We start from the raw sequence: 20,625 nt of genomic DNA, 5'->3' as shown, positions 1-20,625 counted from the left end.
GCCGCGCCGTTCAGAAGAAGGTGACGTTGTCGTCGGCGCCCGCGGCGGCCGGCGCCTTGGCGGGATCCTTCGCTGGCGCGCTGGCCGATGCGGGGGCCTGGACCGGCGCGGAAGTGGCTCCCGCCGGCATGGCCGGCGATGCCGCCGATGCCGGTGTGGGCGATGCCTGCGCCGCGCCACCGGCCTGCGCCGCCATGCTGCCGCCGAGCTTGAACGCGCCCAGCACCTCGTCGAGCTGTTCGCCCTGCGCCAGCAGCGCGCCGGCCACGCGGCGCGCGGTCTCGGCCACCACCACGTTCTGGCGCGTGGTCTCGTCCAGGTCGCGCACGGCGGCGGTCACGGCGTCGATGCTGCCGGCATGTTCATTGGTGTCGGCCGACAGGTGCGCGAACACCTCGGCCACCCGGCGCGACGAGTCCACGATGCCGGCCATGGCCTGGTTGGCGGCCGCCACCAGCTGGTGACCGGCCTGCACCGTCTGGCCCGAGCTGGCGATCAGCTGCTTGATCTCGCCGGCCGCGCTGGCCGTGCGCGTGGCCAGCTGGCGCACCTCGCCGGCCACCACCGCGAAGCCGCGGCCCGATTCGCCGGCGCGCGCGGCCTCCACCGCGGCATTCAGCGCCAGCAGGTTGGTCTGGAAGGCGATGCCGTCGATCACGCCGATCACCTCGGCCATGCGGCGCGAGGCCTGGTCGATGTCCTGCATGCGCTGGGTCACCTGGGCGAACAGCTCGCCGCCCTGGCTGGCCTGCTCGGTGGCCTGCAGCGCCACGGTGCGTGCCTCCTGCGCGGCCTGGGCGCTGCCCTGCACGATCAGGTTGATCTGCTCCAGCGTCATCGCGGCCTCGCGCAGGCCGGTGGCGCTGCTCTCGGTGCGCTGGCGCAGCGTGTCACCGCTCTGGCCCAGTTCGATCGACGCGGCGCGCACGCCCAGCGCGGCGGCCTGCACCTGGCGCAGCGCGGCGGCCATGCGCTGCTGCACGTCCTTCAGGCGCACGCCCAGCGACGATTCGGCCCGCACCGCGTCCAGGCCCAGGCGGATGGCACCGCGCTCGCCCATCGCACGCACCAGGAACTGGATGTCGAAGCGCTCGCTGGCGCGGCGCGCCAGCACCTTGGCCTGCCAGGCCATCGCCAGCGTCTGCGCCAGCAACGCGCCGGCCAGGCCCCAGCCGGTGGCCCCGGCCGGCGCCATCGCCCGGCCCAGCAGCGACTGCAGCAGCCAGGGCGCGGCCAGCAGCACGGCGCCGGCCTGCAGCACCACCAGCGGGCTGCGCAGCCAGGTCAGCAGGCTCACACTGATCAGCAGGTTGAACATCACCGGCGTGGTGTCGGCCGCCAGCGCCAGCTGGGCCACCATCAGCAACTGCAGGCCGGCGCCCACGCCCAGCGTGGCCAGGCGCTGGTCGATCGGCCGCAGGCTGCACCACAGGCCCAGCGCCGCGCCCAGCAGGCCCAGCGCGGCTGCGGTGGCCACCCCGGTGGCCCCCAGGCCCAGGCGCGCGGCGTCGGCCAGCGCGGCCATGGCCAGCACCAGCACCGCGTTGGCCGCCAGCGCCATCAGCAGCAAGGGGTCGGCGCGGCGGTCGTGGTCGCCGCTCGGCTTGTTCAGGGGAAGGGATGGGCGTGGCATCGGACGGGTTCTCCCAGCCGGCCACCTTAATCGCCGATGCCCGGACCGATCCACGGAAATACGCCACGCCGGGCAGGGAAATCCGCGCATCGGCGCGCCCGGCCACCGCGCAAGATCGGTGGGCCGTATCAAAGTGCCGGCGCCGCGCCCTGCGTGCCGCCGGCCCCACCGCCCCCGCCGTTGCAGTCGTCGCCCCGTCAACCCGCCGCACGAAAGCCCGTCCCATGAAGCGCATCCTGGTCGTCGACGATCAGCAGGACATCCGCGAACTCGTGCGCATGACGCTGGAGATCGACGGCCATGAAGTCCACGAAGCCGACAACGGCCAGGCGGCGCTGAAGCTGGCCGGCCAGCTGGGTCCCGACCTGATGCTGCTGGACGTGATGATGCCGGGCGGCATCGACGGGCTGGAGGTGTGCCGACGCATCAAGCAGCAGGCCAGTGCCGGCACGCCGGCGCACATGAAGGTGGTGATGCTGTCGGCCCTCGGCATGAAGGCCGACCAGCGCAACGGCCTGGCCGCCGGCGCCGATGGCTACCTGACCAAGCCGTTCAGCCCCCGCGAACTGCTCGCGGTGGTGGCGCGCATGGTCTGAGGCGCGGCGCGCAAACGCTGCCCCGCACGCCACCGCGAACGCCGCCCCACCATGGAGGTCATCGAGCACCGGCCGTCGGAGAACACCGGCGCGCCGCGCGCAAGCGCCTGGCAGCGCTGGCTGCTGCGCCTGGAGGACGGCCTGCACCGCCCTGGCGTGGCGCTGGCCATCCTGCTGGGATCGCTGCTGCTCACCGCGCTGGCCTGGGCCGTGACGCGGCACTTCGCCATCGAGGATGCGCGCCAGCAGTTCGAGCGCCGCGCCGACGAGGTGCACCACCGCATCGAGCGCCGCATGGTGTCCTACGAGACCATGCTGCGTGGCGGCGCCGCGCTGTTCGCGGCCTCGGTCGACGTGTCGCGCGCGGAGTGGAAGCGCTATGTCGACACGGTGGAGCCCGAGCGGCACTACCCCGGCCTGCAGGGCTTCGGCGTGACCCGCCTGCTGGCGCCCGGCGAGGTGGCCGGGTTCGAGCAAGGCGTGCGCGCGGAGGGCTTCCCGTCGTTCACCGTCCGCCCGGCGGGCGCGCGCGAGCTGATGTCGGCCATCGTCTACCTGGAGCCCTTCAACGCCCGCAACCAGCGCGCGTTCGGCTTCGACATGCTCAGCGAGCCCACGCGCCGCGCCGCCATGCTGCGCGCCCGTGACACCGGCAGCGTGGCCATGTCGGGCATCGTCACGCTGGTGCAGGAAGACGGGCGCGACGTGCAGAAGGGCTTTCTGCTGTACCTGCCGGTGCTGCGCCAGGCGCCGTCCGGCACGCCCGGCGCGGCGCTGACGGCGGCGGCCGATGCCGGCCCGCGCGGTGCCGTCCGCCCCGCGCTGTGGGGCTGGGTGTACGCCCCGTTCCGCGTGCGCGACCTGATGACCGGCATCCTGGGCAACGACACCGGCGCCCTCGCCTTCCGCATCCACGACGACACGCCCACGGCGCCGGCCGAGGCCTTCTACGCCTCGTGGTCGGCGGGCACGATGGCGGCATCGGCCGCCTCGGTGGCGGCGCGCGGCCCGGCACAGTTCGAACTGCAGCGCCCGCTCGACTTCGGCGGCCGGCGCTGGGTGGTGCATTACGAAGGCCGCGACGTGGCCGGCATGGTCGACACCTGGCAGTCCAACCTGGTGGCACTGTGCGGCCTGTCGATCGACCTGCTGCTGTTCTGGAGCCTGGCCTCGCTGGCCCGGCGCAAGAACCAGTTCGAACACGAGGTGGTGGCGCGCAGTGCCGAATCGCGTGCCCGGCTGGCCTGGCTGACCGCGGTCAGCGCGCTGTCGCCCGACGCGGTGCTGGTGTTCGAGCGCGACGCCAGCGACGGCGCCCACCGCCTGGTCTTCACCAACCCGGCCTTCAGCCAGTGGTTCGGCCTGCGCCCCGAAGACCTGCTGGGCCTGACCGAGGACGCGGTGGACGAATGGCTGTCGGGCCTGGCGCCCGACGGCGCCGAACCGATGGCACCGCTGGCCCGGGGCGAGGCCCGTGTGGCCCTGGCCGGGCCGCCACCGCGCCAGTTGCAGCGCGGCATGCGCGAGGGTGAGCACCAGCGCGTGTACTACTTCCGCGACGTGACCCACGAGTCCGAGGTGGACCGGCTGAAGAACGAGTTCCTGACCACCGCGGCGCACGAGCTGCGCACGCCGCTGGCCAGCGTGTACGGCTTCTCGGAACTGCTGGCCAACGCGCCCATCGACGAGCGCCAGCGCAAGCGCGCGGCCGAGGTGGTGTTCCGCCAGGCCGGTGTGCTCAAGCACCTGGTCGACGAACTGCTGGACCTGGCGCGCATCGACTCGCGCCAGGGCCAGGACTTCAGCCACGAGCCGGTGGACCTGCAGGCCGTGGCGCTGTCCGCCTGCGAGTGCCTGCTGCGCCCCGGCGAAACACCGCGCGTGCAGGTGCTGCCCGGCGGCGCGCCGGTGTGGACCCTGGGCGATGCCGGCAAGCTGCAGCAGGCGGTGGTCAATGTGCTGGCCAACGGTCTGAAGTACTCGCAGCCACCGGCCCCGGTGACGCTGAGCGTGCTGAGCGCCACCCACGAGGCGCGCGACTGGGCGCTGCTGCGCATCGTGGACACCGGCATCGGCATGAGCCCCGAGCAGTGCGCGCAGGCCTTCGACCGCTTCTACCGTGCCGACCCCTCGGGCCACATCCTGGGCGCCGGCCTGGGCCTGGCGATCGTCAAGGAGATCGTCTCGCTGCACCAGGGCCGCGTGACGCTGGACAGCACGCCCGGCGCCGGCACGCAGGTGACGATCTGGCTGCCGCGCGCAGCCGCGCCAGTGGCCGGCCCGGCTCCCGAGCCGCCGGCCGAGGCCAGCCCCGGCGACGGCGCCAACCAAGCCGCATCGCCCGCTCCGGCCACCGCCGGCTGACACCCGGCCGGCGCGCCCGACGCGGGCGTTTCGGTGCCGCAGTGCAGCACGGCAGACGCGCCGACCGCGTGGTTCAATCCGGCCTCGTCTGCCGCTGTACCCGCCCCGCCGCATGGACCCTCGCGCCGCCTCGCCGCTGTACCTGCTCGAACGCTTCGACGTGGGCATCGTCCATCTCGACGCCGACCGTCGCGTGGTGGGCATGAACGACTTCGCGCGGCGCGTGCTGCCGGTCGACCGCATGCTGCCCTTCGACCAGATGGTGCTGAACTTCCACCCCCAGCGCTCGCGGCCCAAGGTCGAGTTCCTGCTGGACCAGGCGGCGCAGTGCCCGGTGGCCGCACCGCCGCCGATGACGATGATCATCAACATCCCCGAGCGGGTGCTGCTGATCAAGGTGTCGCGCCTGTCGGGTGGCGATCTGCGCCCCGGCGGCTACACGCTGGTGTTCTACGACATCACCGAACTGGTGGCGGCCAAGGACGACCCGGCCGCGCGCGCCACCGCCCCGGCGCCGGCGACGCCACCGGCAGCGCCCGGCATGCTGCCCGAGACGCCACCCGCCCAGCGCCGCCGGCTGCTGAAGGTGCCCACCGTCAGCCAGCAGCGCATCGTGTTCGTCGATGCCGAGGACATCGTGGCCATCGATTCCGACGGCCACTACACCCGCGTGGCCACGGCCTCGGGCGGCAGCCAGTTCTGCAACCTGTCGATCGGCGACCTGGCCTCGCGGCTGGACCCCGAGACCTTCATGCGCGTGCACCGCAGCCATGTGATCAACCTGCGCGCGGTGCGCCAGCTGCAGCGCGACGACGGCCGGCTGGCCGTGCAGCTCAAGGGCGTGGCGCAGACCGTGCCGGTCTCGCGCAGCAGCGCCGGCGAACTGCTGGAGCGCCTGGGCGTGCCGTCGGGCTCGCTGGCGCTCCCGAATCGAGGGTAATCACCCTCCCCGGACTTTCCCGGGCTTGACCTGCCGCAAGGCGGGGTCGGCTGCACTTCGTGCAAGCCGGCGGCATTTCGTGCAGTCCGCGCCACCGTTCGTGCAATGCCGCGGGCAACAGCCCCGTGTTCGACACCGGCACGGGGCTTCCCAAGAATCGACGCGTCCAACAAAGCACCCCGGAGACGCGCATGATTCCACCCGCCTTCGAGTACCACGCCCCCCGTTCGGTGGGCGAGGCCATCGGCCTGCTCGGCAGCCTGGGCCCCGATGCCAAGCTGCTGGCCGGCGGCCACAGCCTGCTGCCGATGATGAAGCTGCGCTTCGCGCAGCCGGCACACCTGATCGACCTGAACCGCATCGCCGAGCTGCGCGGCATCCATGACGACGGCGACAGCATCGTCATCGGCGCGATGACGGTGGAGAACGACCTCATCGCCAGCGAGCTGCTGCAGCGCCGCGTGCCGCTGCTGCCTGAAGCCGCCAAGCTGATCGCCGACCCGCAGGTGCGCAACCGCGGCACCATCGGCGGCGACATCGCCCACGGCGACCCCGGCAACGACCACCCGGCCATCAGCCTGGCGCTGGATGCCCAGTTCACGCTGCAAGGCCCGAACGGCCTGCGCACCGTGGCGGCCAACGCCTTCTTCTTCGGCACCTACATGACGGCACTGGCCGAGGACGAGATCCTCACCGCCATCCGCGTGCCGGCCTTCGCCCAGGGCACCGGCTGGGCCTACGAGAAGCTGAAGCGCAAGACCGGCGACTGGGCCACGGCCGGCGCCGCCGTGGTGCTGCGCCTGGACGGCGGCGTGGTCAGCCATGCCCGCGTGTCGCTGACCAACGTGGCGCCGATGGCCATCCGCGTGGCCGATGCCGAGGCCGCGCTGCTGGGCCAGCCGGTCAGCGAGGCCAGCATCGCCGCCGCCGCCCGTGCGGCCATGGCCGCCGCCGAGCCCGCCGAAGACCTGCGTGGCGACATTGCCTACAAGACCGCGATGGCCGGCCAGATGGTCAAGCGCGCCATTGCCAAGGCCGCCTCGCGCTGCCGCTAACCGCCAAAGGACACGAACATGGCCAAGAAGCAACTCGTCGAGATGACGATCAACGGCAAGGCGGTGGAGAAAGCCGTCGAGCCGCGCACCCTGCTGATCCATTTCCTGCGCGAGGACTGCCGCCTGACCGGCGCGCACATCGGCTGCGAGACCAGCCACTGCGGCGCCTGCACCGTCGACATCGATGGCCGCTCGGTCAAGAGCTGCACCCACCTGGCGGTGCAGTGCGAAGGCTCGGACATCAAGACCGTGGAAGGCCTGGCGCAAGGCCCCGTGCTGCACGCCGTGCAGGAGGGTTTCTACACCCAGCACGGCCTGCAATGCGGCTTCTGCACCCCCGGCATGCTGATGCGCGCCTACCGCCTGCTGCAGGAGAACCCCAACCCGACGGAAGAGGAAGTGCGCACGGGCATGAGCGGCAACCTGTGCCGCTGCACGGGCTACCAGAACATCGTCAAGGCCGTGCTGTACGCGGCCGCCAAGCTGCGTGAGCCGGCCACCACTGCCGCCGTCACCGCCTGAGCAGGAGAAGCACCCAATGAACGCACCCACCGACAAGGGCGTGGAACGCCTGGCCGCGCTGCAGGGCATGGGCGAAAGCCGCCTGCGCAAGGAAGACGCCCGCTTCATCCAGGGCAAGGGCCACTACGTCGATGACATCCAGCTGCCCGGCCAGCTGCACATGGACATCGTGCGCAGCCCGCTGGCCCATGCGCGCATCAAGTCCATCGACAAGAGCGCCGCGCTGGCCATGCCCGGCGTGCACGCCGTGCTGACCGCCAATGACCTGAAGCCGCTGAAGCTGCACTGGATGCCCACGCTGGCCGGCGACGTGGCCGCCGTGCTGGCCGACGAGAAGGTGCACTTCCAGATGCAGGAAGTGGCCATCGTGATCGCCGACGACCGCTACATCGCCGCCGACGCGGCCGAGGCGGTGATCGTCGACTACGAAGAGCTGCCGGTGGTCATCGACCCCTACGAGGCGCTGAAGCCCGAGGCCCCGGTGCTGCGCGAAGACCTGGCCGGCAAGACCAGCGGCGCGCACGGCGCCCGCGAGCACCACAACCACATCTTCACCTGGACCGCCGGCGACGCCGACGCCACCGCCCAGGCCTTTGCCACGGCGCCGGTGACGGTGAGCCAGCACATGTTCTACCCGCGCGTGCACCCCTGCCCGCTGGAGACCTGCGGCTGCGTGGCCAGCTTCGACCCGATCCGCGGCGAGCTCACCACGTACATCACCAGCCAGGCGCCGCACGTGGTGCGCACGGTGGTGTCGATGCTGTCGGGCATTCCCGAGAGCAAGGTGCGCATCATCAGCCCCGACATCGGTGGCGGCTTCGGCAACAAGGTGGGCGTGTACCCCGGCTATGTCTGCGCCATCGTGGCCAGCATCGTGCTGGGCAAGCCGGTGAAGTGGGTGGAAGACCGCATCGAGAACATCAGCACCACGGCCTTTGCGCGGGACTACCACATGGACGGCGAACTGGCCGCCACGCCCGACGGCAAGATCACCGCGCTGCGCGTCAAGGTGGTGGCCGACCACGGCGCTTTCGACGCCTGCGCCGACCCCACCAAGTTCCCGGCCGGCCTGTTCCACATCTGCACCGGCAGCTACGACATCGCGGCTGCGCACTGCGAGGTGAAGGGCGTCTACACCAACAAGGCGCCCGGCGGCGTGGCCTACCGCTGCAGCTTCCGCGTGACCGAGGCGGTGTACCTGATCGAGCGCATGATCGACGTGCTGGCGCAAAAGTTGGGGCTAGACAAGGCGGTGATCCGCGAGAAGAACTTCATCCGCAAGGAGCAGTTCCCGTACACCAGCGCCTTCGGCTTCGAGTACGACTCGGGCGACTACCACACGGCCATGAAGCAGGTGCTGGACAAGGCCGGCTACCCCGCGCTGCGCGCCGAGCAGGCCGCACGCCGGGCTGACCCGAACGCCACGCACCTGATGGGCATCGGCCTGTGCACCTTCACCGAGGTGGTGGGTGCCGGCCCCAGCAAGATGTGCGACATCCTGGGCGTGGGCATGTTCGACAGCTGCGAGATCCGCATCCACCCCACCGGCTCGGCCATCGCCCGCATGGGCACCATCACGCAGGGCCAGGGCCACCAGACCACCTACGCCCAGATCATCGCCACCGAGCTCGGCATCGGCAGCGAGGTGATCCAGGTGGAAGAAGGCGACACCTCCACCGCGCCCTATGGCCTGGGCACCTATGGCAGCCGCTCCACGCCCGTGGCAGGCGCGGCCATCGCGCTGGCCGCGCGCAAGATCCACGCGAAGGCGCGCAAGATCGCCGCCCACCTGCTGGAAGTGGGCGAGGCCGATCTCGATTGGGAGATCGACCGCTTCAACGTCAAGGGCGACGCCAGCCGCTTCAAGACCATGAAGGACATCGCCTGGGCGGCCTACAACAACCTGCCCGCCGGCATGGAGCCCGGGCTGGAGGCGGTGCACTACTACGACCCGCCCAACTTCACCTACCCGTTCGGCATCTACCTGTGCGTGCTGGACATCGACCGCGCCACCGGTGAAACCCAGGTGCGCCGCTTCATCGCACTCGACGACTGCGGCACGCGCATCAACCCGATGATCATCGAGGGCCAGATCCATGGCGGCCTGACCGAGGGCTTTGCCGTGGCCATGGGCCAGCAGATGCCGTTTGATGCGCAAGGCAACCTGCTGGGCAACACGCTGATGGATTACTTCCTGCCCACGGCCGTGGAGACGCCGAAGTGGGAGACCGACCACACCGTGACGCCCAGCCCGCACCACCCGATCGGCGCCAAGGGCGTGGCCGAGTCGCCGCACGTGGGCTCGATCCCCTGCTTCGCCAATGCGGTGATCGACGCGTTCTCGCACACCGGCGTGACCGACCTGACCATGCCCTTCACCAGCTACCGCGTGTGGCAGCAGCTCAAGGCCCACGGCCTGGCGCTGGAGGTCTGACGCGATGGAAGTCTCTCTGGATAAGCGCTACCCGGTCGCCGCCAGCCCGGCGCAAGCCTGGACCGTGCTGCGCGACGTGCGCGCCGTGGCCGGCTGCATGCCGGGCGCGGCCATCACCGAGCAGCTGGACGACACGCACTACAAGGGCAACGTCAAGGTCAAGGTGGGCCCGGCCACGGCCGCCTTTGCCGGCGACATCGAGGTGCTGTCGCTGGACGAAGCCACACAGCGCCTGAACCTGCTGGGCAAGGGCGCCGACCGCGCCGGCAGCACCGCGGCCATGGACCTGGTGGCCACCGTGGAGCCCGGTGAGACGCCGGGCACCAGCGTGCTGGTGGGCCAGGCCAAGGTGACGGTGAACGGCAAGTTCGCGCAGTTCGGCGGCCGCATGATGGTGCAGGTGTCGGACATGATCCTGCAGCAGTTCGCCGACAACTTCAGCGCCACGGCAGCGGCGCAGCCGGTGCCTGAAGCCGAGGTTGCGGCGGCGCAGCCGCTGCCTGAAGCCGAGACGGTGGCGGCACAGCCTGTGACTGAACCGAAGGCGGCTGCACAACAGCCTGCACCCGAAGCGGTCACAACGCCGGCCGTGATGCCAGCCGCGCCGCAGGTTGAGGCGGCAGCTCCCGCTGTCGCTGCAGCCGCCCCCGTCGCCCAGCCCACACCCGCACCCGCACCGCGCCCCGTCGCACCGGTCGTCGTCACCGCGCCAGCCAAGGAGCTCAACGCCCTGGCCATCGCGTGGATGCTGATCAAGAACTGGTTCGCCGGCCTGTTCGGCAAGCGCGCCTGAACGCGATGGACGCATCTGCCCTGCGCGAGAGCCTGCACCAGGCCGGCTACATCGCCGACGAGGCGCTGGCCACCACCTTGTGGCTGGCCGCCGAGCTGCAGCGCCCGCTGCTGCTGGAAGGCGATGCCGGCGTGGGGAAGACGGCGCTGGCCACGGCCCTGGCCCAAGCGCAGGGCCGGCGCCTGGTGCGCCTGCAGTGCCACGAGGGCCTGGACCTGAGCCAGGCCGCGTACGAATGGAACTACGGGCGGCAGCTGATGGCCATCCGCCTGCACGAGGCCCAGCCCGGCAGCGTGCGCGAGGCCGACCTGTTCGGCCGCGACTACCTGCTGGAGCGCCCGCTGCTGGCCGCACTCACCAGCGAACAGCCCGCGGTGCTGCTGATCGACGAGATCGACCGTGCCGATGAAGCCTTCGAGGCCTTTCTGCTCGAAGTGCTGGCCGACTGGCAGATCACCGTGCCCGAGTTGGGCACGCTGCGCGCGCGCCAGGCGCCGCTGGCCATCCTGACCAGCAACGGCACGCGCGAGCTGAGCGACGCGCTGCGCCGCCGCTGCCTGTACCACTGGCTCGACTACCCCACGCTGGCGCGCGAGATCGCCATCGTGCGCAGCACCTGCCCCGAGGCCGAGCCGCAGTTGGTGAACGAGGCCGTGGCCTTCGTGCAGCGCCTGCGCCGCGAAGACCTGGGCAAGACCCCCGGCGTGGCCGAGACGCTGGACTGGGTGCGCGCGCTGCACCGCCTGCAGCACACCGCGCTGCCCGACGACGCGGCCGCACTGCAGGCCACCTTGGGCTGCCTGCTGAAGACCCGTGACGACCGCTTCCAGCTCACGCCCGAACGCCTGCGCCGCCTGCTGGAAGGCCGCAACCGCGTGGAAACCGGCGACGGCGTGGCCGCGCGCCACGGCGCCTGAGCCCGCCTGCCGGAACTTGCCGTGACCGACGCCACCGTTGCAGGCACCCCAGGCGCACTGGCCGACCCGCTGGGCGCCATCGCCGGCTTTGCCGCCACGCTGCGCGAGCACGGCTTTCGCATCGGCATCGCCGAGCAGCAGGCCTTCGTGCAGGCGGCGATGGCGCTGCCGGTCACGCAGTCGCGCCTGCTCGACGCCGCCTGGCGCGCCATCGCCTGCCAGAACCGGCGCGATTGGGCACGCTGGCCCGACCTGTTCCAGCGCTACTGGCATCCGCGGCGTGTGCGCGGCAGCACGCGCGTCAGCGGCATGACGCGACCGTCGCGTGACCTGCGCCAGGCCGTCGAGCAGATGCACGCCGGCATGGACGCCGCGGCCGGCGCGCCGACGCGCGACACCGGCGCCAGCGACGCCGCGCTGGAAGACACGCTGCAAGCCGCCAGCGACGACCCCGGCCGCGCCCACACATTGGGCGGCGCCAGCCGCACCGATCCGCTGCACGAGCGCAGCTTCTCGCAATGGCTGCCGCAGGATCTCGCGCGGCTGAACCAGTTGGCCGAACGCATCGCCGAGCGCCTGCGCCAGCGCCTCACGCGCTGCTGGCAAGCCCGAAGCACCGGCCGCCGGCTGGATCTGCGCCGCACGCTGCGCGCCAGCCTGGCCACCGGTGGCTTGCCGCTGGCGCCCGCATGGCGCCAGCCGCGGCGCGAGCGGCCCAGGCTGTTCATCCTGGTGGACGTGAGCCGCTCGATGGAGATCCATGCGCAGCTGTTCCTGCGCATCGCACGCGCCTTCGTCACGGCTTCGCAGCCGGGCCAGGCGCGCGTGTTCGTGTTCCACACCCGGCTGGCCGAGGTCACGCCGCTGCTGCAGCGTGACAGCGCCACCGTGCAGGAAAAGGTCAACGCCGTGGCCTCGGGTTTTGGCGGCGGCACGCGCATCGCCACCAGCGTAGACGACTTCGTGCGCGTGCATGCCCGCGCCCAGTTGGGCCGGCGCGCCCAGGTGTGGTTGCTGTCCGACGGCTTCGATGCCGATGCGCCCGATGCGCTGGCCGAGGCGCTGGCGCGCGTGCGCAGCCGCGGCGCGCGCATCACCTGGTTCCACCCCACGCCCGCCGCGCCGGCCTCGGCCGCGGTGCAAGCCGCGCGGCCGCAGATCGAACGCTTCATCCGCCTGGCCAGCCTGGCCGATCTGGAAGCGGCCGCGTCACTCATCCACTAGGAGAACAAGCATGTCCACCCACGCCCAGGATCTGCTGGCCACCGCGCGCCGGCTTGGCGAGCAGGACGAAGCCTATGCGCTGGTCAGCGTGCTGCGCGTGCAGCCGCCGGCCGCCGCCAAGCCCGGTGACAAGGCCATCGTCACGCGCGACGGTTTTGTGGACGGCTGGATCGGCGGCGGCTGCGCCCAGCCGGCCGTGCTGCGCACCGTGCAGCAGGCGCTGGAGGATGGCCAGGCGCGTCTGCTGCGCGTGGCGCCCGATGGCGATGCCAAGCCGCTGGACGATGTGCTGCAGTTCGGCATGAGCTGCCCCTCGGGCGGCACGCTGGAGCTGTTTGTCGACCCGGTGCTGCCACGTGCACGGCTCACGGTGATCGGCGATTCGCCCGTGGCGCAGGCCCTGGCCGGCCTGGCGCCGCGCGTGGGCTTTGCGGTCAGCGTGGTGGCACAAGGTGCGCTGCCGGAAGCCTGGCCCGATGCGCAGCAGGTGCTGGCCGGGGATTGCCCGCACGCCACGCCCAAGAAGATCGCCCCCGGCAGCTTCGTGGTGGTGGCCACGCAGGGCAAGCGCGATGTGCAGGGCCTGCGCTGCGCACTGGCCTTGGGTGGGCGCGGCGTGTGGCTGGTGGCCAGCGCACGCAAGGCCGGGGTGCTGAAGCAATCACTGGTGACGGCCGGCTCGGACGCCGAGGCCGTGGCCGCCATCGTGGCACCGGCCGGCACGCCGATCGGCGCACGCACGCCGGAGGAAGTGGCCTTGTCGGTGCTGGCCGCGGTGGTGGCGGCGCGGCGGCAGGGAACGGCGGCGCCTGCAGCGGTCGCGGCCGGCGAAGCCGCTGATCCCGTGGAGATGCCCACGCCATCGTTGGAGCGCCCGGTGGCCGCAATCTCCTCCTGCTGCGGAGGCGACTGAGCATGGGCTGCATCCTCAAAGGCGGCGGCGGCCTGTACAGCCGGCTGGTGGTGGGCGCGGTGCTGCTGGCCGCGGGTGAAGGCGCACGCTTCGGCCGCCGGCCCAAGAGCCTGCTGCAGCTGGGCGGCGTGCCGCTGATCACGCGCCAGGTGGTGGCGCTCTCAGGCGCAGGCGTGGATGAACTGGTGGTGGTGCTCGGCCACCATGCCGACGCCATCGAGCCGGCGGTGCAGAGCTTTCCGGTGACGCTGATCCGCAACCCGCGCCCGCAGGACGGCCAGGTGTCGTCATTGCGCGCCGGGCTGGCCGCGCTGTCCGACAAGATCGACGTGGTGGTGGTCGCGCTGGCCGACCAGCCGCTGATCGGCTCGGCCGACATCCATGCCGTGATCGGCGCCTACAAGAAGCGCAACCCAGGCACCGAGGTGGTGGTGCCGCGGGTGAACGGCGAGCCCGGCAACCCGGTGGCCTTCTCGGCCAGCGTGCGCCAGCAGATCCTGGCCGGCGATGCCAACGTGGGCTGCAAGCAGTGGCGCGCCGCTCACCCCCAGGCCGTGCACTGGTTCGACAGCGACAACCGCCGCTACCGCACCGATGTGGATTGCGACGACGACATCGCCCGGCTGCAGGCCAAGACCGGGCACCAGCTGAAGTGGCCGGCGGAGTGGGCGCAGGCCGCGGGGTCGGATGCACCTGCGGTGGCGGCGCAGTTGCCAGCCTAGTTCTCAAACGGCGCGTCTCATCGCATGTCCAGTCCAGCCCTTCGCCGCGCCGATGCCGCGCTGGCCGCCGGCCGCGTGCTGGCCTGGGCGCTGCTGATCGGCGGCTGGCTGGCGCTGGCCGCGCTGGGCCGGCACTGGCTGCCCTTGCAGGCTGGCGGCCTGCTGCTGCCGGCGCTGTGGTTGCTGGGCACGGCCGTGGCGCTGGCCGGCCTGGGCCGGTGGCGCCTGACGCGCCGCGGCCAGGCGCTGGCGCTGGTGCTGGTGGGTGCGGTGAGCGCGGCTGCGTCGTGGGCTGCGGCGAGCACGGGCGCGCACCCGGTCGGTCTGGCTGCCCCGATCGCACTCACCGCGCTGCCCCACTGGGCAGCGGCCAGCCTGCTGGCCCTGGCCTGGAGCGCCCTGCTGGCCCTGGCCGCCACCACGGTGCATGGCTTGCGGCAGGCCCGCGCCGAGGCGGGCGCTCAAGCCGGCGGTGCAGCCGGTCACCGGCCCGCGCCGCCCCCGCTGGCTGCCGCCGGCGGCACCCTGCTGGCCGCCGCGCTGCTGGCCGACGCCGCGGGGGCCGATCCCGCCGTCACGCTGGCCCGCATCGCCTGGTCACTTCCGTTGGCCGGTGTGGCGCTGGCCGGGCTGGCCGCGCTGGCTGGTCGCGCCGCCACGCCCTGCCGCAGCGGCCTGTTCGATTGCGCGTGGCCGGTGCTGCGGCTGGCGGCCCTGCGCGATCCGGCGCAATGGGCGTCGCAGGCCGCCGCGTTCGCGATGCTGCCGATGATGGCCGCCCTGCCCTGGATGGCCGCCTGGTGCAGCACCGGCAACGGCACGCCGGCCGAACAGGCCGCCAGCACCGCGGCCCAGCACCTGGCTGCCATGCTGCTGCCCGCCCTGCCCTGGCCGGGGTTGCGCCCGCTGCCCGCAGCACGGCTGCGCCAGGCCGTGGCCGCCTTGCTGCTGCTGGGCGGCCTGGCGCTGGCCTGGCCGGGACGCGAGGGCCTGGCTGGCGCCGCACTGCTGCACGGGCTGGCCTGGGGCCTGGCCTGGCGTCTGCGGCTGGCCGGCGATGCTGGCGCCGCGCCCTCCAAGGCGCCGTCGGCCGCGCGCACCCTGGCCCTGTCGGCCCTGGCGCTGCTGGGCTTTGGCTGGGCGCTGGAGACCTTCGGCTCGCACACCTTGGTGGCCCTGCATGGCGCGCTGGCGCTGGCCGGTGCTGCCGCGCTGTGGACGCGCACGGCCCAAGAAGAAGGCGGCCCGCAGGCCGCCCTTCACCGCTGGCGCACACCGTCGTCCGGCGTGCGCTGAGGCCATCGGCTTACCAGCTCACCTCGCGGTCGGGCGTGGCGCCGATGCGGTGGATCGACAGGTCGGCACCCTCGTATTCCTCTTCGGCCGACAGGCGCAGGCCCACGGCCACCTTCAGCACGCCGTAGACCGTCAGGCCGCCGGCAAAGGCCCACACCACGCCCATCAGGGTGCCGGCCAGTTGCGCGCCGAAGCTCACGCCGCCCAGGCCGCCGAAGGTCGGCAAACCGAAGATGCCGCAGGCGATGCCGCCCCAGGCGCCGCACAGGCCGTGCAGCGGCCACACGCCCAGCACGTCGTCGATCTTCCACTTGTTCTGCGTCAGCGTGAACAGCGTGACGAAGATGGCGCCGGCCACGCCGCCCACCACCAGCGCGCCAGCCGGGTGCATCACATCGGAACCCGCGCACACGGCCACCAGGCCGGCCAGCGGGCCGTTGTAGGCAAAGCCGGGGTCGTTCTTGCCCATCAGCACGGCCACCAGCGTGCCGCCCACCATGGCCATCAGCGAGTTCACGGCCACCAGACCGCTGATCTTGTCGATGGTCTGCGCGCTCATCACGTTGAAGCCGAACCAGCCCACCGCCAGGATCCAGGCGCCGAGTGCCAGGAACGGGATGTTGCTGGGCGGGTGGGCGCTCATCGCACCATCTTTGCGGTAGCGGTTCTGGCGCGCGCCCAGCAGCAGCACGGCCGCCAGGCCGATCCAGCCGCCCACGGCATGCACCACCACGCTGCCGGCGAAGTCATGGAACTCGGCGCCGGTGGCGGCCTTCAGCCAGGCCTGGATGCCGAATCGCTGGTTCCACGCCACGCCCTCGAACAGCGGGTACACCACGCCCACCAGCACCGCGGTGGCGATCAGCTGCGGGCCGAAGCGCGCGCGCTCGGCGATGCCGCCCGACACGATGGCCGGAATGGCCGCGGCAAAGGTCAGCAGGAAGAAGAACTTCACCAGCTCGTAGCCGTTCTTGGCCGCCAGCACGTCGGCGCCCACCATGAAGCTGGTGCCGTAGGCCACGGCATAGCCGACGAAGAAGTAGGCGATGGTGCTGATCGCAAAGTCGACCAGGATCTTCACCAGCGCGTTCACCTGGTTCTTCTTGCGCACGGTGCCCAGCTCGAGGAACGCGAAACCGGCGTGCATGGCGAGCACCATGATGGCGCCCAAAAGAATGAACAGGGCATCGCTGCCCTGCTTGAGTTGCTCCATGGGAAAGGCTCCTAAACGGGTATCTGCGCCGCCTCGGGGCCTCATGCACCACGGCGGTCTGACGATGCACCAGATACAAGCAATTCGCATGCCTTGTTTGGTGCATCGATCGCGCACCATCTCGGCGCGGCGCAAGGCCTTTGCGCAGGTTTGGGGCGAATCTTTGCACCACTGTTGTGCACGAAAGACGACTTGGCGATCCGTCCGTTCCGACGATCGCCAGCCACTCTTGCCCTGCCTAGCATGCCGCGCACTGCCCCGACGGAGCGATTGCCGTGCCCCTTGCCCCGCCACATGCCTCGCCCGGTGATGCGCCGCCAGCGACCGACCCGGCCCGGCCCGCCTGGCTGAAGCGCCTGCGTCTGCCCTTGATCGCCGCGCCGATGCTGCGCGTGTCGGGCGTCGACCTGGTCAGCGCGGCCTGCGCCGCCGGCGTGGTGGGCGCCTTTCCCACGGCCAATGCGCGCAGCGCCGATGAACTCGACGCCTGGCTGCGCACGATCACCGACCGGCTGACCGGCCAGCCCGGCGCCGCGCCCTGGTGCCCCAACCTGATCATGCGCTCGCCCCGCCTGGCCGATGACCTGGCCTGCGTGCTGCGCCACCGGCCCGAGGTGGTGATCACCAGCGTGGGCTCGCCCGCGCCCATCCTGCCGGCGCTGCACGGCATCGGCTGCACCGTGCTGGCCGATGTGGCCACGCTGGCCCATGCGCACAAGGCCATCGCCGCCGGGGCCGACGGCCTGGTGCTGCTGAGCGCCGGCGCCGGCGGCCAGACCGGCTGGCTGAACCCCTTCGCCTTCGTGCGCGCGCTGCGGCGCGAGGGCTACCGCGGCCTGCTGGTGCTGGCCGGCGGGCAGAGCGACGGCACATCGCTGCGCGCCGCCCAGGTGCTGGGCTGCGACCTTGGGTACATGGGCACGCGCTTCATCGCCACGCGCGAAAGCCTGGCCGAAGCCGCCTACAAGCAGATGCTGGTGGAGGCCAGCATCGACGACATCGTGCTCACCAAGGCCTTCACCGGCCTGCCCACCAGCATGCTGGCGCCGTCGATCCGCCAGGCCGGGCTGGACCCGGCGCGGCTGGACGAGAGCGTCACGCCCGAGACCGCCGCGCAGATGTTCGGCGGCCGCAGCCACCGCGGTGACGACGACGCCACCGCCCCCGGGACCGCCCCCGAAACCGCCGCCGCCCCCGGCCCGCGCCGCTGGCGCGACGTGTGGAGCGCCGGCCACAGCGTCTCGGGCGTGCAGGGCGTGCCCTCGGTGGCAGACCTGATAGCCGAACTCGAAGCCGCGTTCCACGATGCCGGCGGCTGACCGTCGTCCGCGGCCCCGCACCCGGCCCGCCATTCACCAGGGAGACACAGCATGAAACCCGCCCTCGTCGGCATTCCGCCCGAAGTCGCCATCCAGACCGGCCCCACGGTCAGCGCCCTGCTGCAGCGTGCATTGAACCGCTACGCCGACCGCACCGCCTTCGTGTGGGATGGTGGCCAGATCAGCTACCGCGGCTTGTCGGAGCTGATCGGCCGCATGCAGACCGTGTATTCCGGCGCGGCCCTGCCGCACGCCACGCGCGTGGCCCTGCTGGCCGGCAACCGCATGGAGGCCTGGTGCGCCGGCGCCGCGGCCCAGGCCAGCGGCATGTGCACCACCTGGCTGCACCAGCTGGGCAGCCTGGACGACCACCTGTTCCAGCTGCAGGACTTCGAGGCCGAGGTGCTGGTGGTCGATGCCCAGGCCTTCGGCGAGCGCGCCGCGGCCCTGGTGGCCGGCTGCCCGCAGCTGCAGCAGGTGTACACGCTGGGCGATCCGGCCGGCCTCGACCGCGGCAGCGATCTGGCGGCCGCCGCGCACCGCGTCGGCCACGGCAGCATGCGCGACATCTCGCTGGCCAACGACATCGCCACCATCAACTACACCGGCGGCACCACCGGCCGCAGCAAGGGCGCGGTGCGCGACCAGGCCGGCTGCGCGGCCATGCTGCTGGACGTGCTCACCGATTTCGAGCTGCCGGCCTGCCCGCACTACCTGGCGGCCGCGCCCATCACCCATGTGGCCGGCACGCTGGTGCAGCCCACGCTGATGCGCGGCGGCACGGTGCGACTGATGAAGGGCTTCCACCCCGGCCAGCTGCTGGACATCGTGCAGCGCGAGCGCATCAACCTGGCGCTGCTGGTGCCGACGATGATCTACGTGCTGCTCGACCAGCCCGAGCTGGACCGCACCGATCTCAGCAGCCTGGAATCGCTGATCTACGGCGCCAGCCCGATGTCGCCCACCCGGCTGATGGAAGGCCTGGAGCGCATCGGCCCGAAGTTCGCGCAGCTGTACGGACAGACCGAGGGCTACCCGATCACCTTCCTGAAGCGCGCCGACCACGACCCGAAGCGGCCCGAGCTGTTTGCCAGCTGCGGCAACGCCACCACGCACAGCACCGTGGCCCTGCTGGACGACCACGACAACGCCGTGGCCCCGGGCGACGTGGGCGAGTTGTGCGTGCGCGGCCCGCAGGTGATGAAGCACTACCTGAACCAGCCCGAGCTGAGCGCCGCCACGCTGAGGAATGGCTGGTTGCACACCGGCGACATGGCGCGTGCCACGCCCGAAGGCCATTACTTCATCGTCGACCGCAAGAAGGACATGATCGTCTCGGGTGGCTTCAACGTGTACCCGCGCGACGTGGAGGACGTGATCTCCAGCCACCCGGCGGTGGCCATGGTGGCGGTGATCGGCGTGCCCGACAGCAAGTGGGGCGAGGCCGTGACGGCCGTGGTGCAGCGCCGCCCCGGCGTGACCGTGCCCGACACCGAGCTGGCCGCCCAGCTGACCGAGCTGGTGCGCCAGAAGAAGGGCAGCGTGCAGGTGCCCAAACAGATCGACTTCGTGGCCGAGTTGCCGCGCACCGCCGTGGGCAAGATCGACAAGAAAGTGCTGCGCGCGCCCTACTGGGCCGGGCAGGCGCGGCACGTCAACTGAAACACCGCCCGGCCCCGGAGACACGCCCCGCATGAACCCATCCCTCCCACGCCGCCAGGTGCTGGCCGCGGCGGCCGCCGTGGCCGCCTCGATGGCCGGTCTGGCCGCGCCCGCCGCCGCGCAGACCAGCGCCTGGCCAAAGCAGCCGATCCGCCTGGTGGTCACCTTCCCGCCCGGCGGCGCGCCCGACATCCTGGCGCGGCTGTTCGCCGAGAAGGCCCAGCTGGGCCAGCCGGTGGTGATCGACAACGTGCCCGGCGCCGGCGGCAACATCGGCGCCGACAAGGTGGCCAAGGCCGCGCCGGACGGCCACACGCTGGTGATGGGCACGGTGGGCACGCACGCCATCAACGGCGCGCTGTACGCCAGAATGCCCTACGACATGGTGCGCGACTTCGCGCCGGTGGCGCATGTGGCCTCGGCGCCCAACCTGCTGGTGGTCACCAACAACGTGCCGGCCAAGACCGTGCCCGAGCTGATCGCCTGGCTCAAGGCCAACCCCAACGCCGCCAGCTTCGGCTCGCCGGGCGTGGGCTCGTCGGTGCATGTGTCGGGCGAGCTGTTCAAGAGCCTGACCGGCACGCAGATGACCCATGTGCCGTACAAGGGCCGGCAGTTCGCCATTCCCGACTTGGTGGGCGGGCAGATCCAGCTGATGTTCGACAACATGCCCTCGGCGCTGCCGATGGCGCGCGAGGGCAAGATCCGCGCGCTGGCCGTCACCACCGCCAAGCGCTCGGCCGCCGCGCCCGAAATTCCGACCGTGGCCGAGAGCGTGCCCGGCTTCGAGGCCACCACCTGGTTCGCGATGTTCGCGCCCGCCGCCACGCCCAAGGACGTGGTGGCCCGCGTCAACGCCGAGATGCAGCGCGTGTTCAAGCTGCCCGAGGTGGCCGACAAGCTCAAGGGCCTGGGCCTGGAGCCCTGGATCTCCAGCCCCGAGGAACTGGCCAGGTTCCAGGCCGCCGAGATCGCCAAGTGGGCGAAGGTGGTGAAAGATTCTGGCGCGAAGGCTGAGTGAG

17 protein-coding genes are annotated in these 20,625 nt (G+C 71.8%); 15 read left to right on the top strand and 2 right to left on the bottom strand.

The window, feature by feature from the left end:
* Positions 1-10: 10 nt before the first annotated feature.
* Entirely contained in the window at positions 11-1,633 is a 1,623-nt protein-coding gene (locus AACH10_RS08580; RefSeq protein WP_341409977.1) for a methyl-accepting chemotaxis protein, read from the bottom strand.
* A gap of 224 nt (positions 1,634-1,857) precedes the next feature.
* On the opposite strand from AACH10_RS08580, the gene AACH10_RS08575 reads away from it, so the two are divergent.
* From AACH10_RS08575 to AACH10_RS08520, 12 genes are all read left to right on the top strand, one after another.
* Complete coding sequence (locus tag AACH10_RS08575; RefSeq protein WP_341409976.1) at positions 1,858-2,229, top strand: response regulator transcription factor; 372 nt, start codon at positions 1,858-1,860, stop codon at positions 2,227-2,229.
* Between the two features lie 51 nt (positions 2,230-2,280).
* Complete coding sequence (locus AACH10_RS08570; protein ID WP_341409975.1) at positions 2,281-4,593, top strand: CHASE domain-containing protein; 2,313 nt, start codon at positions 2,281-2,283, stop codon at positions 4,591-4,593.
* A 112-nt stretch (positions 4,594-4,705) separates the two neighbouring features.
* On the top strand, positions 4,706-5,533 hold the full coding sequence (locus AACH10_RS08565; protein WP_341409974.1) for a LytTR family transcriptional regulator: 828 nt from the start codon (positions 4,706-4,708) through the stop codon (positions 5,531-5,533).
* Positions 5,534-5,724: 191 nt separating this feature from the next.
* Positions 5,725-6,588, top strand: coding sequence for an FAD binding domain-containing protein (locus AACH10_RS08560; protein ID WP_341409973.1), 864 nt, complete (start codon positions 5,725-5,727; stop codon positions 6,586-6,588).
* A gap of 18 nt (positions 6,589-6,606) precedes the next feature.
* Complete coding sequence (locus AACH10_RS08555; protein WP_341409972.1) at positions 6,607-7,110, top strand: (2Fe-2S)-binding protein; 504 nt, start codon at positions 6,607-6,609, stop codon at positions 7,108-7,110.
* Between the two features lie 16 nt (positions 7,111-7,126).
* Positions 7,127-9,544 carry an aerobic carbon-monoxide dehydrogenase large subunit gene (locus AACH10_RS08550; protein WP_341409971.1) on the top strand — a complete coding sequence of 806 codons (2,418 nt, stop codon included), beginning with the start codon at positions 7,127-7,129 and terminating at the stop codon, positions 9,542-9,544.
* A 4-nt stretch (positions 9,545-9,548) separates the two neighbouring features.
* A complete protein-coding gene (locus AACH10_RS08545) occupies positions 9,549-10,337 on the top strand; it encodes an SRPBCC family protein (protein WP_341409970.1) in 789 nt (262 codons plus the stop codon).
* 5 nt (positions 10,338-10,342) lie between these two features.
* A complete protein-coding gene (locus tag AACH10_RS08540) occupies positions 10,343-11,254 on the top strand; it encodes an AAA family ATPase (RefSeq protein WP_341409969.1) in 912 nt (303 codons plus the stop codon).
* Positions 11,255-11,275: 21 nt separating this feature from the next.
* Complete coding sequence (locus AACH10_RS08535) at positions 11,276-12,478, top strand: VWA domain-containing protein (RefSeq protein ID WP_341409968.1); 1,203 nt, start codon at positions 11,276-11,278, stop codon at positions 12,476-12,478.
* 10 nt (positions 12,479-12,488) lie between these two features.
* Positions 12,489-13,391: an XdhC family protein gene (locus tag AACH10_RS08530; RefSeq protein ID WP_341409967.1), complete on the top strand. Its 903-nt coding sequence runs from the start codon at positions 12,489-12,491 to the stop codon at positions 13,389-13,391.
* Positions 13,392-13,393: 2 nt separating this feature from the next.
* Complete coding sequence (locus tag AACH10_RS08525; RefSeq protein WP_341409966.1) at positions 13,394-14,113, top strand: nucleotidyltransferase family protein; 720 nt, start codon at positions 13,394-13,396, stop codon at positions 14,111-14,113.
* 24 nt (positions 14,114-14,137) lie between these two features.
* Positions 14,138-15,409 carry a hypothetical protein gene (locus AACH10_RS08520; RefSeq protein WP_341409965.1) on the top strand — a complete coding sequence of 424 codons (1,272 nt, stop codon included), beginning with the start codon at positions 14,138-14,140 and terminating at the stop codon, positions 15,407-15,409.
* 10 nt (positions 15,410-15,419) lie between these two features.
* On the opposite strand, the gene AACH10_RS08515 is transcribed toward AACH10_RS08520, so the two are convergent.
* On the bottom strand, positions 15,420-16,622 hold the full coding sequence (locus tag AACH10_RS08515) for an ammonium transporter (protein ID WP_341409964.1): 1,203 nt from the start codon (positions 16,620-16,622) through the stop codon (positions 15,420-15,422).
* Between the two features lie 275 nt (positions 16,623-16,897).
* Here AACH10_RS08515 and AACH10_RS08510 point away from each other — a divergent pair, with 275 nt between their 5' ends.
* From AACH10_RS08510 to AACH10_RS08500, 3 genes are read left to right on the top strand one after another with little or no spacing between them, the layout of a single operon-like run.
* A complete protein-coding gene (locus AACH10_RS08510) occupies positions 16,898-17,941 on the top strand; it encodes an NAD(P)H-dependent flavin oxidoreductase (protein WP_341409963.1) in 1,044 nt (347 codons plus the stop codon).
* 51 nt (positions 17,942-17,992) lie between these two features.
* Positions 17,993-19,603, top strand: coding sequence for an AMP-binding protein (locus tag AACH10_RS08505; RefSeq protein WP_341409962.1), 1,611 nt, complete (start codon positions 17,993-17,995; stop codon positions 19,601-19,603).
* A 31-nt stretch (positions 19,604-19,634) separates the two neighbouring features.
* Positions 19,635-20,624, top strand: coding sequence for a Bug family tripartite tricarboxylate transporter substrate binding protein (locus AACH10_RS08500; RefSeq protein ID WP_341409961.1), 990 nt, complete (start codon positions 19,635-19,637; stop codon positions 20,622-20,624).
* The last annotated feature ends 1 nt before the right edge of the window (position 20,625 follow it).

Source organism: Pseudaquabacterium inlustre (assembly GCF_038066595.1).
In the GTDB taxonomy this organism is placed as follows: Bacteria; Pseudomonadota; Gammaproteobacteria; order Burkholderiales; family Burkholderiaceae_C; genus Pseudaquabacterium; species Pseudaquabacterium inlustre.
The sequence above is the reverse complement of the archived record's forward strand: the minus strand, read 5'-3'. Positions and strand labels throughout refer to the sequence as shown.